Source organism: Arthrobacter sp. 05T420 (assembly GCF_056396305.1).
The window spans coordinates 128,245-147,075 of record NZ_JBFTLG010000003.1; the positions used below are offsets into that span (position 1 = coordinate 128,245).

Consider the following 18,831-nt stretch of genomic DNA (forward strand, 5'->3'; position numbering starts at 1 on the left):
GCCCGTGACCTTTCACTATCTCGAATCCGCCGACGACCCGCGGGTCTCCGACTACACGCAGCTCACCGACGTGCACCTGCGCAAAGTCCGGGAACCCGCCGAGGGCCTGTACATCGCCGAATCCTCCCGGGTCCTGCGCCGGGCGCTGGCCGCGGGCCACCGGCCCCGGTCCTTCTTCCTTGCCGAGAAGTGGGCCGAGGACCTGGCGGATGTCTTTGAGCAGTACCCGAACGTCCCGGCGTATATTGGCTCCGCGGCGCTGCTGGAGGAAATTACCGGCTTTCACCTGCACCGCGGCGCCATGGCCGCCATGCACCGGCCCGGCCCCGTGCCGCTGGCGAAACTGCTCGCCGGGGCCCGTCGGGTTGCCGTACTCGAGGACATCGTGGACCACACGAACGTCGGTGCCATCTTCCGCTCGGCCGCGGCCCTGGGCATGGACGCCGTTCTGGTCTCGCCGCGCTGCGGGGATCCGCTCTACCGCCGGAGCGTCCGGGTCAGCATGGGGACCGTGTTCCAGGTGCCGTGGGCCCGGTTGGAGGACTGGGCCGGTGGCCTGGCTGCGCTTCAGGAACAGGGCTTCACCGTGGCTGCCATGGAGCTGACGGAAGACGCTGTGGACCTCGACGTGCTCGCGGCCCGGCGCCCGGAGCGGCTGGCCCTGGTGCTGGGCACGGAAGGCGCGGGCATGAGCGCCGGGACCCTGGCCGCCGTCGACCTCGCCGTGAAGATCCCGATGCGCCCGGGCGTGGACTCGCTTAACGTCGCCGCGGCGTCGGCGGTGGCGTTCTGGGAGCTCCGTCCAAAGGACTAGGGCGAACAAGAGCTTCGCCGCGCTGACGTGCGCCAATGGTGTTCGTCAGTGGTCCGGCTATCGGCTATGATTGATAGCTGGCCGTCCGGTGATATCCGCCGGCCATCCCATTCATACCTGGCAACTGGCAAAATCCAGTTGTGCGAACAAAGGTCCAATTATGAAGTCTAATACTCACCCGAAGTACGAAGCTGTTGTTTTCAACGACCTGGCTTCCGGCGTCAAGTTCCTGACCAAGTCCACCGTGTCTTCCAAGAAGACCATCGAGTGGGAAGACGGAAACACCTACCCGGTCATCGACGTCGAAATCTCCTCTGAGTCGCACCCGTTCTACACGGGCAAGCAGCGCATCATGGACTCCGCAGGCCGCGTCGAGCGCTTCAACGCTCGCTTCAAGGGCTTCGGCGGCAAGAAGTAACTTTCTTCCCCAAGGTCTGATGGAGAGCCCGCACCGGCAACGGTGCGGGCTTTTTGCGTCTCTGCTGGCGTTCCGGATTACCGGGGTGCCGGTTTCATATGGGGTTGCCGGTTTCGCGGGTTCCCGGATGCATGCGGCAGGATGGATGTCATGACATCCCATCCCGTGGCCACCGCCCCCAGCACTGACGACGACGGCGGCCGTCACCACGGCGAGTACAAGGTTCCGGGCGGCAAACTCGTGGTCGCCGATTTCGACGTCGTGGACGGCTTACTGGCCAACGTCTCGCTGAGCGGGGACTTCTTCCTGGAACCGGACGAGGCGCTGCCGGAGATCAACCGGGCCCTCACGGGGCTGCCCGTCGACACCAGCGCCGCCGACATCGCGGACGCGGTGACAGCGGCCCTGCCCGAAGGCACCGTGCTGTTCGGCTTTTCCGCTGACGCCGTCGCGGTCACCGTCCGCCGCGCCTTCGCGAAGGCGACCGGCTGGGCGGACCACCACTGGAACATCATCGCCCCATCGGTCCTGCCCACCCACGTCAACGTCGCCCTGGATGAGGTCCTGACCGAGGAAGTCGGCGCCGGCCGGCGCAACCCCACCCTGCGGTTCTGGGACTGGGAGGAACCGTCCGTGGTAATCGGCAGCTTCCAGTCCTTCCGCAACGAACTCCACCCCGAGGGCGTGGCCCGGCACGGCATCAGCGTGGTCCGGCGGATCAGCGGCGGGGGAGCGATGTTCATGGAGGCCGGAAACTGCATCACCTACTCGCTCTACCTGCCGCAGACCCTCGTGGACGGCATCAGCTTCGCGGACTCCTACCGCTTCCTGGACGCCTGGGTGATGGCGGCCTTGGAAAAGGTCGGCATCAGCGCCTTCTACGTGCCGCTCAATGACATCGCCACGGAGCACGGAAAGATCGGCGGGGCGGCCCAGAAGCGGCTCGCCAACGGAGGAATGCTCCACCACGTCACCATGAGCTACGACATCGACGCCGAGAAAATGGTCGAGGTGCTGCGCATCGGCAAGGAGAAGCTGTCCGACAAGGGCACCATGAGCGCCAAGAAACGCGTGGATCCGCTCCGCCGCCAGACCGGCATGGCCCGGGCCGAGATCGTCGCAGCCATGATGGACGTCTTCGCCGAACGCTACGACGCGACACCGTCCGTCCTCACCGATGCCGAGCTGGAGGCCGCCCGGCGCCGGGTGGAGACCAAGTTCGGCACCACGGAGTGGCTGCACCGGGTTCCTTAACTGCCCAAGTTCCTTTACAACCCGTGTCCTTTACAACCCGGCCCAGGCGGCCGGCGCCGCGTTCCCGGCATCGAGCGCCCAGGCCCCTTATGCGCCGAGGGCCGGCGCCGTCAGCGCCTGCGCCTTCAGGGATCGGTGCAGGTGGCTGCGCTGCTCAATGATGATCCGGCGCAGCGCGCGGGGCGCGTCGGGGTGGTCGGCCAGCCAGTGGTCCGTGCGGACAATCACGGCGTGGGTCTCGGGGGTACCGCCGTGGCCGTCCAGGTCTTGGCCCGCGGGATAGAAGCCGCGGACAATCCGGCTGGCGATCTCGATGCTCCGGTCCGCCCAGACCTGCTCGAGGGATTCGAAGTACGGGTCGATGAATCCGGCCAATAGCGAGGCCGCACCAGTGTTGAACCCGGCGATGGTGGCGCTCAGGAGCTGGTTGGACAGCCCCGTGCCGTGGACGGCTGCCTCCCACGCTGCGGCCTTGACGGATGCCTCCGGGCGGGCGGCCAGGGCCGTGGCATGCCCGGATTTGCCGGCCGCCGTGTTGTCCCGGGCGAGCTCCTGGACCATCTGCTCCGGTGTGGCCTGGCCGTTGGCTGCCAGGCCGTGCCAGAGATTCCAGCGCAGTTCGGCGTCCACCGCCAGGCCCTCGATCACGGTGCTGCCGTCCAGGATGCCCCGGAGCAGGTCCAGGCGGCCGGCGTCATAGCGGCTGGTGGCGGCCAGTGTTCGGGCCCAGGCCAGCTGCTGGTCGGAGCCCGGCGCGGCGGCCTGCAGCTGTTCGGCGGCCGTGGTCAGGAAGCCGCGGCGCACGGCGTCCCGCTGGCCCCGGGGGACATAGCGTTCGACCGCCGTCGAGGCGTTGCCCAGCACGTTGAGCAGGACGCCGATTCCCGTTTCCGCGGGGCCGAAACGCTGGACGGCGTCGACATAGCGGGAAGCCGGGGTGACGGCGTCGCGGGCCGAATCCCATAGTGCAGTCCAGCACAGCGCCCGCGCCATGGGATCGTTCAGCTTGTCCAGGGATCCGCGCACTGTGGCCTCGGAGTGCGGGTCGAGCCGGACCTTGGCGTAGCTGAGGTCGTCGTCGTTGACCAGCAGCAGGGCGGGCCGTGGTTTGCCGGCCAGGCCGGTCACGTCGGTTCGGGCGCCGCTGACATCGGTCTCGACGCTGTCTGTGCGGACCAGTGCGCCGGCGTCGTCAAAGTCGTAGAGGCCTATCCGGAGCCGGTGCGGCCGGGGCTCCTGCCTGCCGGTGGTGGGATCCACGGCGTCCTGCAGGACAGCGACGGCGCCGAGCGCGTCCCCGTGCCCGGTGATCTCACAGGAGAGGGTAGAGATGCCGGAGGTCTGGAGCCATTGGCGGGCCCATTCGCCGAGGTCGCGGCCGGATGCCGCGCTGAGTGCCGCCAAGAGCTCGGCGAGCGTGGTGTTGCCGTAGGCGTGGTCCCGGAAGTACCGGCGGGAACCGGCAATGAAGGCCTCGAACCCGACGTAGGCCACCAGCTGCTTGAGCACCGAGGCGCCCTTGGCGTAGGTGATGCCGTCAAAGTTCTGCTTCGCGGCTTCCAGGTCCGGGATGTCGGCAACGATGGGGTGCGTGGTGGGCAGCTGGTCCTGGACGTAGGCCCATGCCTTGCGGTTGTTGGCGAAGTTCACCCAAGCCGTGTCCCAGTCCGTGGTCCGGTCCACGCCGAGGGTGCCCATGTAGTCGGCGAAGGATTCCTTGAGCCACAAATCATCCCACCACTTCATGGTGACGAGATCGCCAAACCACATGTGCGCCATCTCGTGCAGGAGCGTGTTGGCCCGGGCCTGGTACTGCGAATCGGCGGCCCGGGAGGTGAAGACGTAGCTTTCGGTGAAGGTCACCAAGCCAGGGTTTTCCATGGCGCCGAGGTTGTACTCAGGCACGAAGGCCTGTTCGTATTTGCCCCACGGGTAGGGGTAATCGAAGAGCTCGTTGAAGTAGGCCAGCCCGTTCTTGGTGAGGCTGAACAGCGCTTCGGCGTCGAAGGACGCGGCCATGGAGGCGCGGCAGTAGAGTGCCAGCGGCACGTCCAGGACCGTGCCGTCGACCAGTGTGCCGCTCCAGGCGTCCTCGGCCTTGAAGTACGGTCCGGCCAGGACCGTGGTGATGTAGGTGGACATTGCCTTGGTGGGGGCGAAGTCCCAGCGGCTCGTGGCGGGATCGGACGTCAGCTGGGTGCGCAGCACCTCGACGCCGTTGGAGGACACCTGCCAGTCGGAGGGGGCCAAGACGTGGAACGTGAACTCGGCCTTCAGATCGGGTTGCTCAAAGTTCGCGAACACCCGGCGGGCGTCGGCGGGTTCGTACTGCGTGTAAAGGTAGCACTGCCCGTCCGCGGGATCGACGAAACGGTGCATGCCCTCACCGGATGTGCTGTACAGCGCTGTGCCGGTGATGGTGACCTGGTTCTCCGGCTGCAGGTTCTCGAGCCGGATCCGGGAACCGTCCACGACGTCGGCTACCGGGAGGCCCTTGCCGTTGAGGAAGACGCTGTGCACGCTGTCCGCGATGAAATCCACGAAGGTCGATGCCCCGGGTTCGCTGGCCGAGAAGGAGATGACGCTGCGGCTTGTGTAGCCTGCGATGTTCGGGTCGGCGGCCTGCCGGACGTCGAGGGAGACGTCGTAGCTGTGTGTGGTGATGAGGGCGGCACGGGCCGCGGCCTCGTCGCGGCGCAGATTTTGGTTTGACACCCAGCTATCTAATCACGGGAGCGTGTGCGCCGGATCACGCGGGCGGAAACATCAGGCAGGCGGCCGCCAGGCCCAACAGGGCGATCAGCAGCCAGGACGCCAGCGCGGCCAGCAGCGCGCGAGCACCGGTGTGCAGCAGCTGCCCCACGCGGACGGCGGAACCCAGGCCGAACAACGCCATGCCCAGCAGCGCGTCCTGGAGGGCGGCGGCCGCGTCCAGGATTGTGGGGGAGAGCCACCCGGTGGTGCGCAGGGCCGCCAGCGCCACGAATCCGATGACGAACAGCGGGATCACCGGCGGGCGTTTGGCGCCGTCGGCAGGGGTCCCCATCCGGTGGTGGAACCCTGCGACGGCGACCATTGGCGCCAGCAGGATCACCCGGGTGAGTTTGACGACGACGGCGATGGCCAGGGCCGCGGGGCCCGCGGTCTGGGCGGTGGCGACCACCTGCCCGACGTCGTGCACCGAGGCCCCGGTCCACGCCCCGAAGAGCTCCGGGCCCAGGCCCAGCGGCCGCGCGAGCAGGGGCAGTACCCCGATCGCCAGCGTTCCGCACAGGGTCACGAGCGCCACCGGCAGCACGGTTTCCTCCTGCCGGATTCTGCGCACGGCGGCCATCGCCCCGATCGCGGAGGCGCCGCAGATGGCGAACCCGGTGGCCACCAGCAGCGCCACGCGGGGAGGAAGCCGGAAGAGCCTGCTGATGCCGTACGTGCCGGCGAAGGCGGCCAGCACCACGGCCGTCACGAGCAGCAGCGCCACCCAGCCCAGGCCCAGCACATCGCCGAGGCTGACCTTTAGGCCCAGCACCACGATCCCGGCCCGCATGAGGTGCTTGCCGGCGAAATCGAGCCCGGGACGCGCCGGCCCCGCGGTCCACCCCGCCACTCCGGGCAGGTTTGCGGCGAGGAGCCCGAGGAGCACGGCCAGGGTCATCGCCGGCAGCGCAGGGAGCAACAGATGGACAGCGACGGCGAGGGCAACGGCAACTGCGGCGCCGATCAGGCCGGGTGCGGCCGCGGCCGCGGAATTCTTGGGGGGCACGCCCCTACATTGCCGTACCCGGCCGGAAAACCTTAACCCCGGCCATCCCGGCAGTCGGCCCCGGGCTACACGCCCCTCCCTGTGCGCAGTGCCGCGGGCTGTCGAAATGATTTCGTAACGAAAAGGTGGTTGGCTAGTGACCATGTCTGACCTATTCCAGGATTACTCCGAGGCCGCCGGCCGAAGCGGCGCCTACGACGAGATGTTTGCCCCCGGCCAGCAGGCCCGGAAGTCCTACGGGCAGGTGGCCTTGGCCCTGCGTGAACTCTCGTTGGCTGACGTCAGTGCCCGCGCCGATTCCATGGCGCGGACCTTCCTGGACCGCGGCGTGACGTTCGACTTCGCCGGCGAGGAGCGGCCCTTCCCCCTCGACATCGTTCCCCGGGTGATCCCCGCCGATGAGTGGAGCGTTCTGGAACGCGGTGTGGCCCAGCGCGTCCGTGCCCTGGAAGCCTTCCTCAACGACGTCTACGACAAGATGACGGTGGTGTCCGACGGCGTCATCCCGCGCCAGCTCGTCACGACCAGCGCGCACTTCCACCGCCAGGTGCACGGTTTTGAGCCGGCCGGCGGGGTCCGCGTCCACATATCCGGAATCGACGTCGTCCGCGACGCCGCGGGCACGTTCCGCGTCCTGGAGGACAACGTCCGCGTGCCCTCCGGCGTCAGCTACGTCCTCGAAAACCGCCGGGCTATGGCTAAGGGCCTGCCCGAGGCCTTCGGGCAGCAGCTCATCCGCCCGGTCGAGGAGTACCCCCGCCGGCTCTTGTCAGCCTTGCGGAAGACGGCGCCGTCCGGCGTCGACGATCCCACCGTGGTGGTTCTGACTCCCGGCGTGTTCAACAGCGCCTACTTCGAGCACACGCTGCTCGCCGGCCTGATGGGTGTCGAACTCGTGGAGGGCCGCGACCTCATCTGCCGCGGCAACCGGGTTTACATGCGCACCACGGCCGGTGAACAGCGCGTGGATGTCATCTACAAACGCATTGACGATGAATTCCTGGACCCGCTGCAGTTCCGCGCCGACTCCATGCTTGGCTGCCCCGGCCTGGTCAACGCTGCCCGCGCCGGCGGCGTCACGATCGCAAACGCCGTGGGCAACGGCGTCGCCGATGACAAGCTGGTCTACAGCTACGTGCCCGACCTCATCCGGTACTACCTGAACGAAGAGCCCATGATCGCCAACGTGGACACGTTCCGGCTCGAAGAGAAGGAAGCCCGGGAATACGTCCTGGACAACCTGGCCGAGCTCGTGGTCAAGCCCGTTGACGGTTCCGGCGGCAAGGGCCTGGTGATCGGCCCGGACGCATCCAGGGACGAACTTGAGGCGCTGCGCAAGCGCGTCGTCGCCGACCCCCGCGGCTGGATCGCGCAGCCGGTCCTGCAGCTGTCCACCGTGCCCACACTCAGCGGCGACAAGTTCGGCCCCCGGCACGTGGACCTGCGCCCGTTCGCCGTCAACGACGGTGAGGACGTCTGGGTTCTCCCCGGTGGACTGACTCGCGTGGCGCTCAAAGAGGGCTCGCTGATCGTCAATTCCAGCCAGGGTGGCGGCTCGAAGGACACTTGGGTCCTGGCCGATTCCCCGCAGGTTCCCGTCGAAGTGATCCCGCGGCCCACCATCGCAGTCCGTGAGCGGGTTTCGGTCTGGCCGGTGGAGAGCAACTGGCGCGACAGCCAAAAAGAGCAGCAGCAACAGCAGATTTCTGACGCGCAGGAGGTAACCGCGAATGCTTAGCCGTATTGCCGAGTCACTGTTTTGGATCGGCCGCTACGTGGAACGGGCCGACGGCACCGCCCGGATCCTCGACGTCCACCTCGAGCGGCTCAACCATCTGCCCATGGAGGAACAGCGCAGCGTCGCGCAGGAACTCCTCGCCGTCATGGGTGCCCGTGCGCAGAATGAGGATTTCGGCCTGCCCGAACTGCTCAACGCCCTCGCTTACGACAAGCAGAGCGCCACGTCCATTGCCGGTTCCCTCGGCGCGGCCCGGGAAAACGCCCGCCGCGCCCGCGAGACCGTCTCCTCCGGACTCTGGGAGAGCCTGAACACGACCTACTACGGGCTGAACCAGCACCGCAAGGACGTGGTGGGCACCTACCGGTTCTGCAACTGGGTCCTGGAACGCACCGCCATGGTCAGCGGCCTGGCCGACACCACCGTCAGCCATGATGAGAGCTGGCAGTTCCTGGTCCTGGGCCGGTCCCTGGAGCGGGCCGACATGACCGCGCGCATGCTCTCCACCCGCGATGTCCTCTCGGCCGGCATGTCCTGGGTGAACATGCTCCGCTGCGCCGGCGCGTACGAATCCTTCCTCCGGACCCGGCGGGCGGCGTTCGGGGACCAGCACGCGGCCGAATTCCTGCTCCTGGACCGGCTGTTCCCGCGGTCCATCGTCTACGCCCTGCGCGACGCCGACGAGTGCCTGGCAAAGCTGGACCCCTCGGCCCAGCGCGTCGGCTTCATCAACGACGCCCGCAGGATTGTCGGCCAGGCCCGCACCTTCCTGGAGTTCCACCGCACCGATGACCTCATGTCGGAGCTGCCGGAGCACATGGAGCGTGTGCAAAAGGCGGTATCGCAGGCCTCGGATGCCATTTCCCGTAAGTACTTCAATCAGGCAGACGAGCTGGCCTGGGTGGGAGAAGTTTCATGACCCGGCTAAATATCGTCCACAAGACGGCCTACAAGTACAACAAACGCGTCACCCTGTCCTACAACGAGGCCCGGATGACCCCGCTGACCGACCCGCAGCAGGTGGTCCTGGAGTCCTCCATGAAGGTCTCGCCCTCGCAGGCGGCCATGAGCAGCTACCGCGACTACTGGGGCACCCGCGTAACGGCCTTCGACATGCAGATGCCGCACGAGCACCTCGAAGTCCTGTCCACCACCACCGTTGAGGTGCACCGGGTCGAGAAAATCGCCGCCGAAGCCGACATCGTCGGGTGGGACGTACTGGCGGCCCCGGAGACCCTCAACCAGTTCAGTGACTGGATCCCGCAGTCCCAGCTGACCGGGCCGGGCTCCGAGGTGCTCGCCATCGTTCCCGGGGTAGTGGAGGGAAAAACGCCGCACGAGGCGGCCATGGCAGTGTTTGCCTGGATGCGGGGCGAAATGACCTACATGAGGGGCTCCACTGGCGTCACCACCAACGCCGAGCAAGCCTGGAACCAGCGCCAAGGCGTCTGCCAGGACCTGGCACACCTCGCCATCGGCTCGCTGCGCAGCTGCGGCATCCCGGCCCGCTACGTTTCCGGCTACCTGCACCCCCGTTCGACGGCGGATCTCGGCGAGACAGTTGCCGGCCAATCCCATGCGTGGCTGGAGTGGTGGGACGGCGATTGGCGGAGCTGGGACCCGACCAACCACAAACCGGCGGGGGATTTCCACGTCACTGTGGCCCGGGGCCGCGACTACCGCGACGTGCCGCCGCTCAAGGGCATCCTGTCCGGCGGCGGGGGATCGGCCCTCAGCGTCAGCGTGGAGATCACCCGCCTGGCCTAAACCGCGCCGCGCTCCCAGTTGCCCCGTCAGACCAGTTGCCCTGTCAGATCGGGCTGCCCTGAGCAGCCCGATCTGGTAGCGCAAGCTGTGTTGTGGGGGTTTGTCTATTCGAGGCCGGAGCGGGTGGAGTCGTCCAGCGGAGTCCACCACGTCTGCGGCGGCACCACTTTGAAACGGCGCCCGGTGACGGTGTCCGGCGTGATCCGGACGAAGTGTTCCTTTTGTCCGGCCTGCCACGGGAACAGCAATAGGCCCACCGTGTCCATGACTTCCTGCGGGTTCTGCACCGGCGCGGCCTGGCCCTTGACCACGACACTCCAGGCGACTCCAGTGCCTGCGTCCACGCCATCGGCCTCCAACGCCACCGGCGTGTCGCCAGTGGCCGCCTGCAGCTTGGTGCCCTGGGCGGTCCGGAAGACCAGCGTGCCGTGGTCCACTTTGTAGTTGAGGGGGAAGATGTCGGGGTGATCGTCCACCCAGACCGCCAGCCGGCCGACCGAGACGCTACGCAATAACTGCCAGCATTCGTGGTGGTCCAGGTTTTCCACCGTGTGGGCCTGGTCCCTGGACTCGTGACTGCCCGGGCTCGAATCAGTACTCATGACGGCGAGGGTACGCCGCCGGGGCTGAGGGCGGCTAGGGCAAATGGTCCCAGCCGCCGGTTTAAAACCCTGAAGCCTAAGGCTTTCCTGAGTGGTTCGCTGTATTCTGGCATAGGACGGTCAGCGTCGACACGGGCCGGAGCGAGTGGGGGCAATGACATGCATTCAACGGGTGAAGGTTCAGGCCATGCCGTATCCGAGCCAAACCCCGTGGTTGAGGAACTGCTGAAGGGGTTCGGCGCCCGGGCAGAAGAGCTGCTCCAATCCAAGGAACGCATGGCGGGCCTGTTGGAAGCGGTCGTGGCCCTGACCGAGGACCTGAGCTTGGATGCCGTCTTGGAACGCGTGGTGGAATCTGCCTGCCGGTTGTTGCGTGCACGGTTTGGTGCCCTGGGTGTCATCGGTGATGACCACGCGCTGAGCCACTTCATCACTGTCGGGATCGACGGCGAACTGGCGCGGAAGATTGGTCCGCTGCCGACAGGCCACGGCGTCCTCGGCCTCCTGATTACAGATCCCCGGCCGCTTCGGCTGCATGATCTGAGCAAGCACGCTGAAGCCTACGGGTTCCCCGCACACCACCCTCCCATGCAGTCCTTCCTGGGGGTCCCGGTCCGGGTCCGGGAGGTGGCGTTCGGGAACCTCTACCTCACGGAAAAAGAAGGCGGGGAAGACTTCACCGCCGAGGACGAGGCCTTGGCCGTCGCGTTGGCGGCCGCCGCCGGTGTTGCCATTGAAAATGCCCGGCTTTATGACGATGCCCGCCGCAGGGCCCGCTGGCTGGAAGCTTGCATGGACGTCTCCGGGCTGATGCTGAGCACGGACCGCGACTACACCTCGGGCGGCCTGGACCCGATTGCCGGCCGGGCGCTCCAGGAGTCCGCGTCCGATCTCGCCCTGCTGGTGGCTCCCGCCGCCAACGGCGTTGCGCACGTCGTTATCGGAGTTGCCGGGGAGCGGGGCACGGCGTTTTCCGGAAGGTCATTGCACCTGGAATCAGGACTCCTTGATAGTGTCCTCGAAGGCGGTGAGCCGGTGCTTTTCGACGATGCGTCGGAAGTGGTCGGGGAGGTCGACGCCGGCGTCACCGGGCCTCTCTTGGCAGTGGCACTGAGCACCCAGGGCGCCCACCACGGCCTCCTGCTGCTGGCACGGAGAAAGGATTCGGTCCGCTACACCCGGACCGACATGGAGATGGGGGCCGTCTTCGGCTCCCACGTGGCCCTCGCCTTGGAACTATCCAGGGTGCACCGCCTCCGCGAGGAGCTCCTGGTCTTCACGGACCGCGACAGGATCGCCCGGGACCTGCACGACCTCGTCATCCAGCGGCTGTTCGCCGCCGGGCTGAGCGTGCAGAGCCTCACCCGGTTCACGAAGGACGACTTGGCGTGGGAGCGCATCCACCTCATCACAGGTGAACTCGACGAGGCGATCCGCAGCCTGCGCGACACCATTTACTCACTGAAGAGCAATATCGCCGATACAGAATTGCTCAGCGGACGGATCCGTCGGGTCACGCGAAGTTCGGCGAAATCCATGCCATTCGCGCCGCGCCTGACCATCACGGGACCCGTGGATGCTGTGACGCCGGACAAGGCCGACAACGTCGTGGCTGTGGTTTCTGAGGGGCTCAGCAACGCCATCCGGCACTCCGGGGCGGATACCATCTCGGTTTCGGTCGCCGTGGTCAAGGGCCGGGTGACGGTGGTGATCAGGGACAACGGCGCCGGATTCGCCCAACCCGGAAAACGCAATGGGCTGAGCAATCTCGAGGACCGGGCACGCATGCTCGACGGCGAATGCATCATCACGAGCGCGCCCGACGCCGGTACCAGCCTGGAATGGTCCGTGCCCATCTAGCCGTGCCCCTCCGGCCGACGCCGTCGGAGGCTATTTGGGCGCGGACGCTACCGGACGCTATGCGGCCGGGTCCCGTCGCCGGCTGTGGCGCCGGAGGCCACGGGAAACGCCGGGCTGGCGATGAAGACAGCAGCCTGGGTGCGTCGTTCGAATCCGAGCTTGGCCAGCAGCGAGGACACATAGTTCTTGACGGTCTTTTCCGCCAGGAACATTTCGGCGGCAATTTGCCGATTGGTCAGTCCGCCGCCCACCAGCTCCAAGACCTTGCGTTCCTGGGGCGTGAGGGATGAGGTGCGCGGGTCAACTTCCTCGGCCTCCACCAGGCTGTCCACGACGCCGGCGGCGACGCCTTCTTCAAAGAGGGTCTCGCCCGCTGCTGCCCGCCGCAGAGCGCCGATCAGGTCCGTGCCGCCGATTTCCTTGAGCACATATCCCCGCGCACCGGCCAGGACAGCGCCGCGCAGGGCCTGCTCGTCGTCGAAGCTCGTCAGGATGATGCAGTTCAAGGACGGGTCCACCGACCGCACGTCCCGGCAGACCTCAATGCCAGTTCCGTCCGGTAGGCGGGCATCCAGCACACAGACATCGGGGTGCAGTGCGGGAATCCGGCGGGTCGCCTCCACCGCGGATCCGGAACTGCCGACCACCACGAAGCCCTCGCCCTCGAGGAGTTCCTGCAGCCCCCGTCTGACAAGTTCGTGGTCATCAAGGATAAAGACGCGGATCACCGCCTGCACGCCATCGGCGGCAGTGAGACCTGCGTCTGCCCAGGCAATCATGGTTCTCCCGTCCGGCCGCTTTTCAGGACCGCTCGAAACTGTGTTCTCTGAATTCTGTGGTTCATTGAACTCTGTGCTTCATTGAATTCTGTGGTTCATTGACTTACCCCAGCCTCTGCCATTCTTGTGCACTGCGGCGCCACGGACAAGGGTCATTATGCCCAGCGGGCCGCCTCCGGCCGCTGCGCTGGGACTTATCGGAACGCGGGCTGGTGTGCTTGCATGACTTTTGGCCCCATGCCGGGCCCGACGGCGGCCCGCTTCAGCCAGGGGTGAGGACGCAGAACTCGTTGCCCTCCGGGTCGGCGAGGCAGACCCACGGAACATCGCCCTGGCCGACGTCGGCGTCAGTGGCGCCCAGAGCCCGCAGCCGGGCAACCTCTGCCGCTTGATCATCACCGGGGTACGGCATCAGGTCGAGATGGACACGACCACATACGGTCTTCAGGGCGGGCATGCGAAGGAACTCCAGATACGGCCCGACGCCCTTGGCCGAACGCAGCCTGGCATGATCGTCGTTCACCTCGTGTAGGGTCCAGTCCGTCGCCTCGGCCCAGAACCGGGCCATGGCCCGCGGATCCTCACAGTTGACCACCACGGCGCCGATCGGCCCAGTGTCCCGGTAGATCGTCCTCGGCTCCAGCACCCGGAACAGGTTGCCCTCCGGGTCGGCCAGAGCCGTCCATGGCACATCACCTTGGCCCACGTCGGCGGGCGTCGCACCGAGCTTCAACAGGTGCGCCACCAGCTCCGCCTGATGGGCCGCAGAATTACTGGCGAGGTCGAGATGCGCGCGGTACCTCACCGTTTCGGGGTCCGGGACAGTGACGACATCGACGCAGACGGCGACGGGGTCCGGCCACGCGAAGACCACGGGCTCAACATTGGTCACGCCGGGTCCCTCGCTGGAAACACCCCAGCCGAGCGCGTCCGCCCAGAACCGGCCGAGCGCTATGTCATCCCGGGCCTTGAAATTCACCTGAACAAGTCGCAGCGCCATACCGCCTGACCCTACCCCAGGTAACACCCGCTATGGGGCAAGCCCTATTATTCAAACGAGGCGCGGCGCTGGTCCGAGGGGCGGGTGGTCCACACATCGGGCCGGTTGACCTTGAAGCGTCGTCCGGTCAGCGCCTTGGGAGCTACACGCACGTAATACGGTTTGTCTCCGGGCTGCCATGGTTCCAAGAGCAGGGCGTCCGCCGCGTCCTTGTCCGCCTGGTTCTCGATCAGTTCGGCTTCGCCGCGCGCCATCACGCTCCAGGCCGACTCGTCGGGGGCGTCGTAGCCGTCGATCTCGAATGCCACCGGCTTGCCCGTGATGGCGCCCCACAGTTTCGTGCCGCCGGCTGTGCGGAAGACAATCGTCCGCCGCTCCAGCACGAAGTTCACCGGGAAGATCTCCGGATGGCTGTCCACGATCAGCGCCACGCGTCCCACGATTTGGGCATCGAGCAGCTCCCAGCATTGGTCGATGGTCAGCGAGTGGTCCGGCGGGGGAGTGATGGTGTCCATGGGGAGCAGGTTACACCTGTCACCACGGACTGGGCTTGTAGTCCTTCAGGAAGACGCCGTACTGGTCCTCGCCGGACTCGCCCGTCACGATGGGGTCATACACGCGGGCAGCGCCGTCAACCAGGTCCAAGGGCGCGTGGAATCCCTCTTCCATAAGCCGGACTTTGGTGTAGTGCGGCCGCTCGTCCGTGATCCAGCCAGTGTCCACGGCCGTCATGAGGATGCCGTCGGCGTCGAGCATTTCCTGGGCGCTGGTCCGGGTCATCATGTTCAGCGCGGCCTTGGCCATGTTCGTGTGCGGGTGCCCCGGGCCCTTGTAGGCGCGGGAGAACTGGCCTTCCATGGCGCTGACATTGACGATGTACTTCCGCCGCGCGGTGGAGCGCTTCATGGCGCCGCGCAGCCGGCTGACCAGCAGGAACGGAGCCGTCACGTTGCACAGCTGCACTTCGAGCATTTCCAGCGGATCCACTTCGTCCAGCACCTGGGTCCAGCTGTTGATCGTAGCGAGGTCCGGGACCAGACCGCCGGCGTCGATTGCGGTGCCGGAGGCAATGCGTTCCAGCGACGCGGAACCCGTGGACAAGGCCAGGGACGTGATTGCGTCCCCGGCCAGTACGGGATGGTCCAGCACGCTGCTGGCGAGGGCAAGCGGGTGCTTGTCGTGGGCGTGGCCGAACGTGACGAGCTCCGGGCCGCCGTTGGCAGCCTGGAGGGCGGCCGGCAGCGGCTCGTCCTCGGCGTCGACGAGGGGCTTGTAGGCGTTGCCGGAGCGCCGCACAGTCTGGGCCGCGTTGTTGATGATGATGTCCAGCGGCCCCGCGGCGTCGAGGGAATCCGTCAGGGCCATCACCTGGGACGGGTCGCGGAGGTCGATGCCCACGATCCGGAGCCGGTGCAGCCAGTCGGCGCTGTCCTCCATGGCGGCGAAGCGGCGGGCGGCGTCCTTGGGGAACCGGGTGGTGATGGTGGTGTGGGCGCCGTCCCGGAGGAGCCGGAGCGCGATGTACATGCCGATCTTGGCCCGGCCGCCGGTCAGCAGGGCCCTGCGGCCGGTCAGGTCGGTGCGGGCGTCGCGTTTGCTGTGGCTGAACATGGCGCACTCGGGGCACAGCTGGTGATAGAAGGCGTCAACCTGGGTGTAGTGCTGCTTGCAGATGTAGCACGGCCGGGACCTGAGGAGGTGGCCGGCGATCTCCCCGGTCGCGGACGTGGCGAGCTTGTTGCCTCGCGTCTCGTCGTCGATCCTGTCGGGGGCCGCTGTCGCCGTCTGGGCGATCACGGCGCGGTCCGCTTCGGCGATCTCATCGCGTTTGCTGACCCGCCGGTGGCGCTTGACGGCTTTGAACATTTTCCCGGTGGCGCGGCGCACTGAAACGTAGTCCGGGTGCTCCTCGTCATAGGCGTGGATCGTGTTCAGGACCTTCAGGCAGGCCTGGATTTCCTCCGGGGTCAGATCGGCAGGGCCGGCCCCGGCGAGACCAGACTCGGCAGGGGGAAGATCGGAGGACAGATCGGGGGAGCTCATTGCCCTAATTTTACAGGGTGCGGGGAGCCCGGCCTGACGCGGTGCCGGGCCCCCGCGTGCCTATGCCGTGGGCGATTGCTTGGCCGGTGCGTCCGCGCCGACTGCGGCGGCCTGCACGTCCGCGACCTTGTCCACGGACTCCCGCAGTTCGGGCCAGCTTTCCGTGGCAGTGCGGACGGCATCGGGGACCAGGCGCAGGTTGGCCGCGGAGAGCGCCCGTTCCGCATCGCTGGGATCCGGGACAAGCTGCCCCTTGGACAGAACTGTGATCCCGGAATCGGTGACCTTGAACCCGCGGGCGCGGTCCAGTTCGGGGTCGAGCCCGATCGCGGCCCCGGCCGGAACCTTGACGTTCTTGTCGATGATGGCGCGTTTGATGACTGCGCCTTCGCCGACATTGACCTTGTCCATCAGGACCGAGTCCAGGACCCGGCTCGAGGTGCTGACATAGACGTCGTTGGAGAGCACGGACCCCTCCACGATGCCGCCGGAGACGACGACGCCGCTGGCCACGATGGAATCCAGTGCCGTGCCCACGGTGTTGGACTTCCCGCGGACAAACTTGGCCGGCGGGGAGATGGTCTGGCGGGTGTAGATCGGCCACTCGGAGTTGTAGAGGTTGAAGACCGGAACGGGGGAGATCAGGTCCATGTGGGCATCATAGAACGAATCGATGGTGCCGACGTCGCGCCAGTAAGTGCGGTCCCGCTCGGTGGATCCGGGGATGTCGTTGAGGGTGAAGTCGTAGACGCCGGCCTCGCCCTGGTTCACGAAATAGGGAATGATGTCCCCGCCCATGTCGTGCTTGGTGTCGAGCCGCTCGGCGTCAACGTGGAGGGCTTCGATCAGGGCGTCAGCGTCGAACACGTAGTTGCCCATCGATGCCAGGAACTGGCTGGGGTCCGCCGCGAGGCCGGGCGTCGACGACGGCTTCTCGACAAACGCGGCAATCTTCTCCGGATTGTCCGCATCCGTTTCGATCACGCCGAACTGGTCCGCCATGTGCAGCGGCTGGCGGACGGCGGCGACAGTGGCTTTGGCCCCGCTGGCGACGTGCTGCGCCACCATCTGGGAGAAGTCCATCCGGTAGACGTGGTCTGCGCCGACCACGACGACGATGTCGGGATTGGCGTCATGAATGAGGTTCAGGGACTGATAGATGGCGTTGGCGCTGCCGAGGAACCAGCTCTTGCCCACGCGCTGCTGGGCCGGGACCGAGGCCACATAGTTCCCCAGTTGGGTGGACATGCGCCACGTTTCTGAAATGTGCCGGTCAAGGCTGTGGGACTTATATTGCGTCAACACCACAATTTGCAGATAGCGGGAATTGACAAGATTTGAAAGGGCAAAGTCTATAAGCCGGTAGCTTCCGGCAAACGGGACACCAGGCTTGGCCCGGTCCGCCGTCAACGGCATGAGCCGGTTTCCCTCGCCACCTGCGAGGACAATTGCCAAAACTCTCTTTTGATGCGGCATGGTGATCGCTCCTGAACGCCTTCGTTACTCCCCAATACAGTCCGGTATGCCCGAACGTCTTCACACTAGATCAGTTCCACCGTAACGACTACCTTGGTGCATGTGCGAATAGATATTGTGACCAAAGAATTCCCGCCGGAAATCTACGGCGGCGCCGGGGTCCACGTGGCCGAGCTCAGCAGGGTGCTGGCCCAACGCGTGGACCTTCAGGTGCGTGCCTTCGGCGCGCCCCGCGAGCCCGGGTATCACGGAGCGACCGTCACGTCGTATTCCGTGCCCGAAGACCTGGGCTCAGCAAACGCCGCTATCCAGACCCTCGGGGTGGACCTGAGAATCGTTCCGGATATAGCCGGCGCGGACCTGGTCCACTCCCACACCTGGTATGCCAACATGGCCGGACATATCGCGTCGCTGCTCCACGGCATCCCGCATGTCCTCAGCGCCCACAGCCTGGAGCCGCTGCGCCCGTGGAAGGCCGAGCAGCTCGGTGGCGGATACGCGGTGTCCTCGTGGGTGGAAAAGTCCGCCTACGAGGCCGCTGCCGCCATCATCGCCGTCTCGGAAGGGATGCGCCAGGACATCCTGCGCAGCTATCCGGACGTTGACCCGGCCAAGGTCAAGGTGGTCCACAACGGCATCGACGTCAGCCAGTGGAACCGGGACGAATCTGATGACATCATCCGTCCGCTCGGGATCGATCCGGAGCGCCCCAGCGTTGTTTTTGTCGGCCGGAACACCAGGCAGAAGGGCGTACCGTACCTGCTGCGGGCCGCCGCCAAGCTCCCGGCCGACGTCCAGCTGGTGCTGTGCCTCGGTGCCGCGGACACTCCGGAGCTGGCGGCCGAGACGGCACGCCTGATCGAGGAACTCCAGAGCCAGCGCAGCGGCGTGATCCTGATCGAGCGGATGCTGCCCCGCAACGAGGTCATCCAGGTGCTCAGCCACGCGACCGCGTTCGCGTGCCCGTCCATCTACGAACCGCTGGGCATCGTCAACCTGGAGGCGATGGCGTGCGGCGCTGCCGTGGTGGCCAGCGCCACCGGCGGTATTCCGGAGGTCGTCGAGCACGGCAAGACCGGACTGCTTGTTCCGATCGAGCAGGTCACGGACGGCACCGGCATCCCCTTGGACCCGGAGAAGTTCGTCACCGACTTCGCCGAGGCCCTCATCGAAGTGGTGTCCGATCCCGCCCGGGCGCGCGCCATGGGCGAAGCCGGCCGGCGCCGGGCCGAGGAGCACTTCTCGTGGGAATCCATCACGGAGACTACGCTCGAGGTTTACCGCTCGGTGCTCAACAAGGACTCCTGACCCGCGTCCAAA

16 protein-coding genes are annotated in these 18,831 nt (G+C 66.6%); 8 read left to right on the plus strand and 8 right to left on the minus strand.

All coding sequences use genetic code 11. From position 1 onward, the window contains the following. The first annotated feature begins 4 nt into the window (after positions 1–4). The 3 genes from AC1DEM_RS04595 to AC1DEM_RS04605 all read left to right on the plus strand — a co-directional run bounded on the left by AC1DEM_RS04595 (position 5) and on the right by AC1DEM_RS04605 (position 2,486). Positions 5–814 (plus strand): TrmH family RNA methyltransferase, encoded by an 810-nt coding sequence (locus AC1DEM_RS04595; protein ID WP_476883335.1) that lies wholly within the window; start codon positions 5–7, stop codon positions 812–814. 160 nt (positions 815–974) lie between these two features. Continuing rightward, positions 975–1,232 (plus strand): type B 50S ribosomal protein L31, encoded by a 258-nt coding sequence (locus tag AC1DEM_RS04600; RefSeq protein ID WP_011691973.1) that lies wholly within the window; start codon positions 975–977, stop codon positions 1,230–1,232. Positions 1,233–1,382: 150 nt separating this feature from the next. After that, positions 1,383–2,486: a lipoate--protein ligase family protein gene (locus tag AC1DEM_RS04605; RefSeq protein ID WP_476883336.1), complete on the plus strand. Its 1,104-nt coding sequence runs from the start codon at positions 1,383–1,385 to the stop codon at positions 2,484–2,486. An 87-nt stretch (positions 2,487–2,573) separates the two neighbouring features. Here the strand turns inward: AC1DEM_RS04605 and pepN are convergent, their stop codons facing one another. Both pepN and AC1DEM_RS04615 read right to left on the minus strand, forming a co-directional pair. Then, positions 2,574–5,201 (minus strand): aminopeptidase N, encoded by a 2,628-nt coding sequence (pepN, locus tag AC1DEM_RS04610; RefSeq protein ID WP_476883337.1) that lies wholly within the window; start codon positions 5,199–5,201, stop codon positions 2,574–2,576. A gap of 34 nt (positions 5,202–5,235) precedes the next feature. Then, positions 5,236–6,246 carry a YeiH family protein gene (locus tag AC1DEM_RS04615; RefSeq protein ID WP_476883338.1) on the minus strand — a complete coding sequence of 337 codons (1,011 nt, stop codon included), beginning with the start codon at positions 6,244–6,246 and terminating at the stop codon, positions 5,236–5,238. Positions 6,247–6,388: 142 nt separating this feature from the next. Here AC1DEM_RS04615 and AC1DEM_RS04620 point away from each other — a divergent pair, with 142 nt between their 5' ends. From AC1DEM_RS04620 to AC1DEM_RS04630, 3 genes are read left to right on the plus strand one after another with little or no spacing between them, the layout of a single operon-like run. Further along, positions 6,389–7,984 (plus strand): circularly permuted type 2 ATP-grasp protein, encoded by a 1,596-nt coding sequence (locus AC1DEM_RS04620; RefSeq protein ID WP_476883339.1) that lies wholly within the window; start codon positions 6,389–6,391, stop codon positions 7,982–7,984. After that, positions 7,977–8,903: an alpha-E domain-containing protein gene (locus AC1DEM_RS04625; RefSeq protein WP_090577845.1), complete on the plus strand. Its 927-nt coding sequence runs from the start codon at positions 7,977–7,979 to the stop codon at positions 8,901–8,903. Before AC1DEM_RS04620 ends, AC1DEM_RS04625 begins: the two co-directional genes overlap by 8 nt. Then, the gene (locus AC1DEM_RS04630) at positions 8,900–9,751 is read left to right on the plus strand and encodes a transglutaminase family protein (RefSeq protein ID WP_476883340.1); all 852 of its coding nucleotides are present in this window, start codon (positions 8,900–8,902) and stop codon (positions 9,749–9,751) included. Before AC1DEM_RS04625 ends, AC1DEM_RS04630 begins: the two co-directional genes overlap by 4 nt. Positions 9,752–9,855: 104 nt before the next feature. Here the strand turns inward: AC1DEM_RS04630 and AC1DEM_RS04635 are convergent, their stop codons facing one another. Then, the gene (locus tag AC1DEM_RS04635) at positions 9,856–10,353 is read right to left on the minus strand and encodes a pyridoxamine 5'-phosphate oxidase family protein (RefSeq protein WP_476883341.1); all 498 of its coding nucleotides are present in this window, start codon (positions 10,351–10,353) and stop codon (positions 9,856–9,858) included. A 159-nt stretch (positions 10,354–10,512) separates the two neighbouring features. Here AC1DEM_RS04635 and AC1DEM_RS04640 point away from each other — a divergent pair, with 159 nt between their 5' ends. Next, complete coding sequence (locus AC1DEM_RS04640) at positions 10,513–12,213, plus strand: GAF domain-containing sensor histidine kinase (RefSeq protein WP_476883342.1); 1,701 nt, start codon at positions 10,513–10,515, stop codon at positions 12,211–12,213. Between the two features lie 47 nt (positions 12,214–12,260). Here AC1DEM_RS04640 and AC1DEM_RS04645 read toward each other — a convergent pair whose 3' ends face one another. From AC1DEM_RS04645 to glgC, 5 genes are all read right to left on the minus strand, one after another. Next, on the minus strand, positions 12,261–12,992 hold the full coding sequence (locus tag AC1DEM_RS04645) for a response regulator (RefSeq protein ID WP_476883343.1): 732 nt from the start codon (positions 12,990–12,992) through the stop codon (positions 12,261–12,263). A gap of 262 nt (positions 12,993–13,254) precedes the next feature. Beyond that, a complete protein-coding gene (locus AC1DEM_RS04650) occupies positions 13,255–13,992 on the minus strand; it encodes a VOC family protein (RefSeq protein WP_476883344.1) in 738 nt (245 codons plus the stop codon). A gap of 47 nt (positions 13,993–14,039) precedes the next feature. After that, positions 14,040–14,507 carry a pyridoxamine 5'-phosphate oxidase family protein gene (locus tag AC1DEM_RS04655; protein ID WP_476883345.1) on the minus strand — a complete coding sequence of 156 codons (468 nt, stop codon included), beginning with the start codon at positions 14,505–14,507 and terminating at the stop codon, positions 14,040–14,042. A 19-nt stretch (positions 14,508–14,526) separates the two neighbouring features. Further along, entirely contained in the window at positions 14,527–16,035 is a 1,509-nt protein-coding gene (locus tag AC1DEM_RS04660; RefSeq protein WP_476883346.1) for an SDR family NAD(P)-dependent oxidoreductase, read from the minus strand. Positions 16,036–16,095: 60 nt separating this feature from the next. Further along, positions 16,096–17,511 (minus strand): glucose-1-phosphate adenylyltransferase, encoded by a 1,416-nt coding sequence (gene glgC / locus AC1DEM_RS04665; RefSeq protein WP_476883347.1) that lies wholly within the window; start codon positions 17,509–17,511, stop codon positions 16,096–16,098. A gap of 102 nt (positions 17,512–17,613) precedes the next feature. Between glgC and glgA the strand changes: the two genes are divergently transcribed. Further along, the gene (glgA, locus tag AC1DEM_RS04670; protein WP_476883348.1) at positions 17,614–18,819 is read left to right on the plus strand and encodes a glycogen synthase; all 1,206 of its coding nucleotides are present in this window, start codon (positions 17,614–17,616) and stop codon (positions 18,817–18,819) included. The last annotated feature ends 12 nt before the right edge of the window (positions 18,820–18,831 follow it).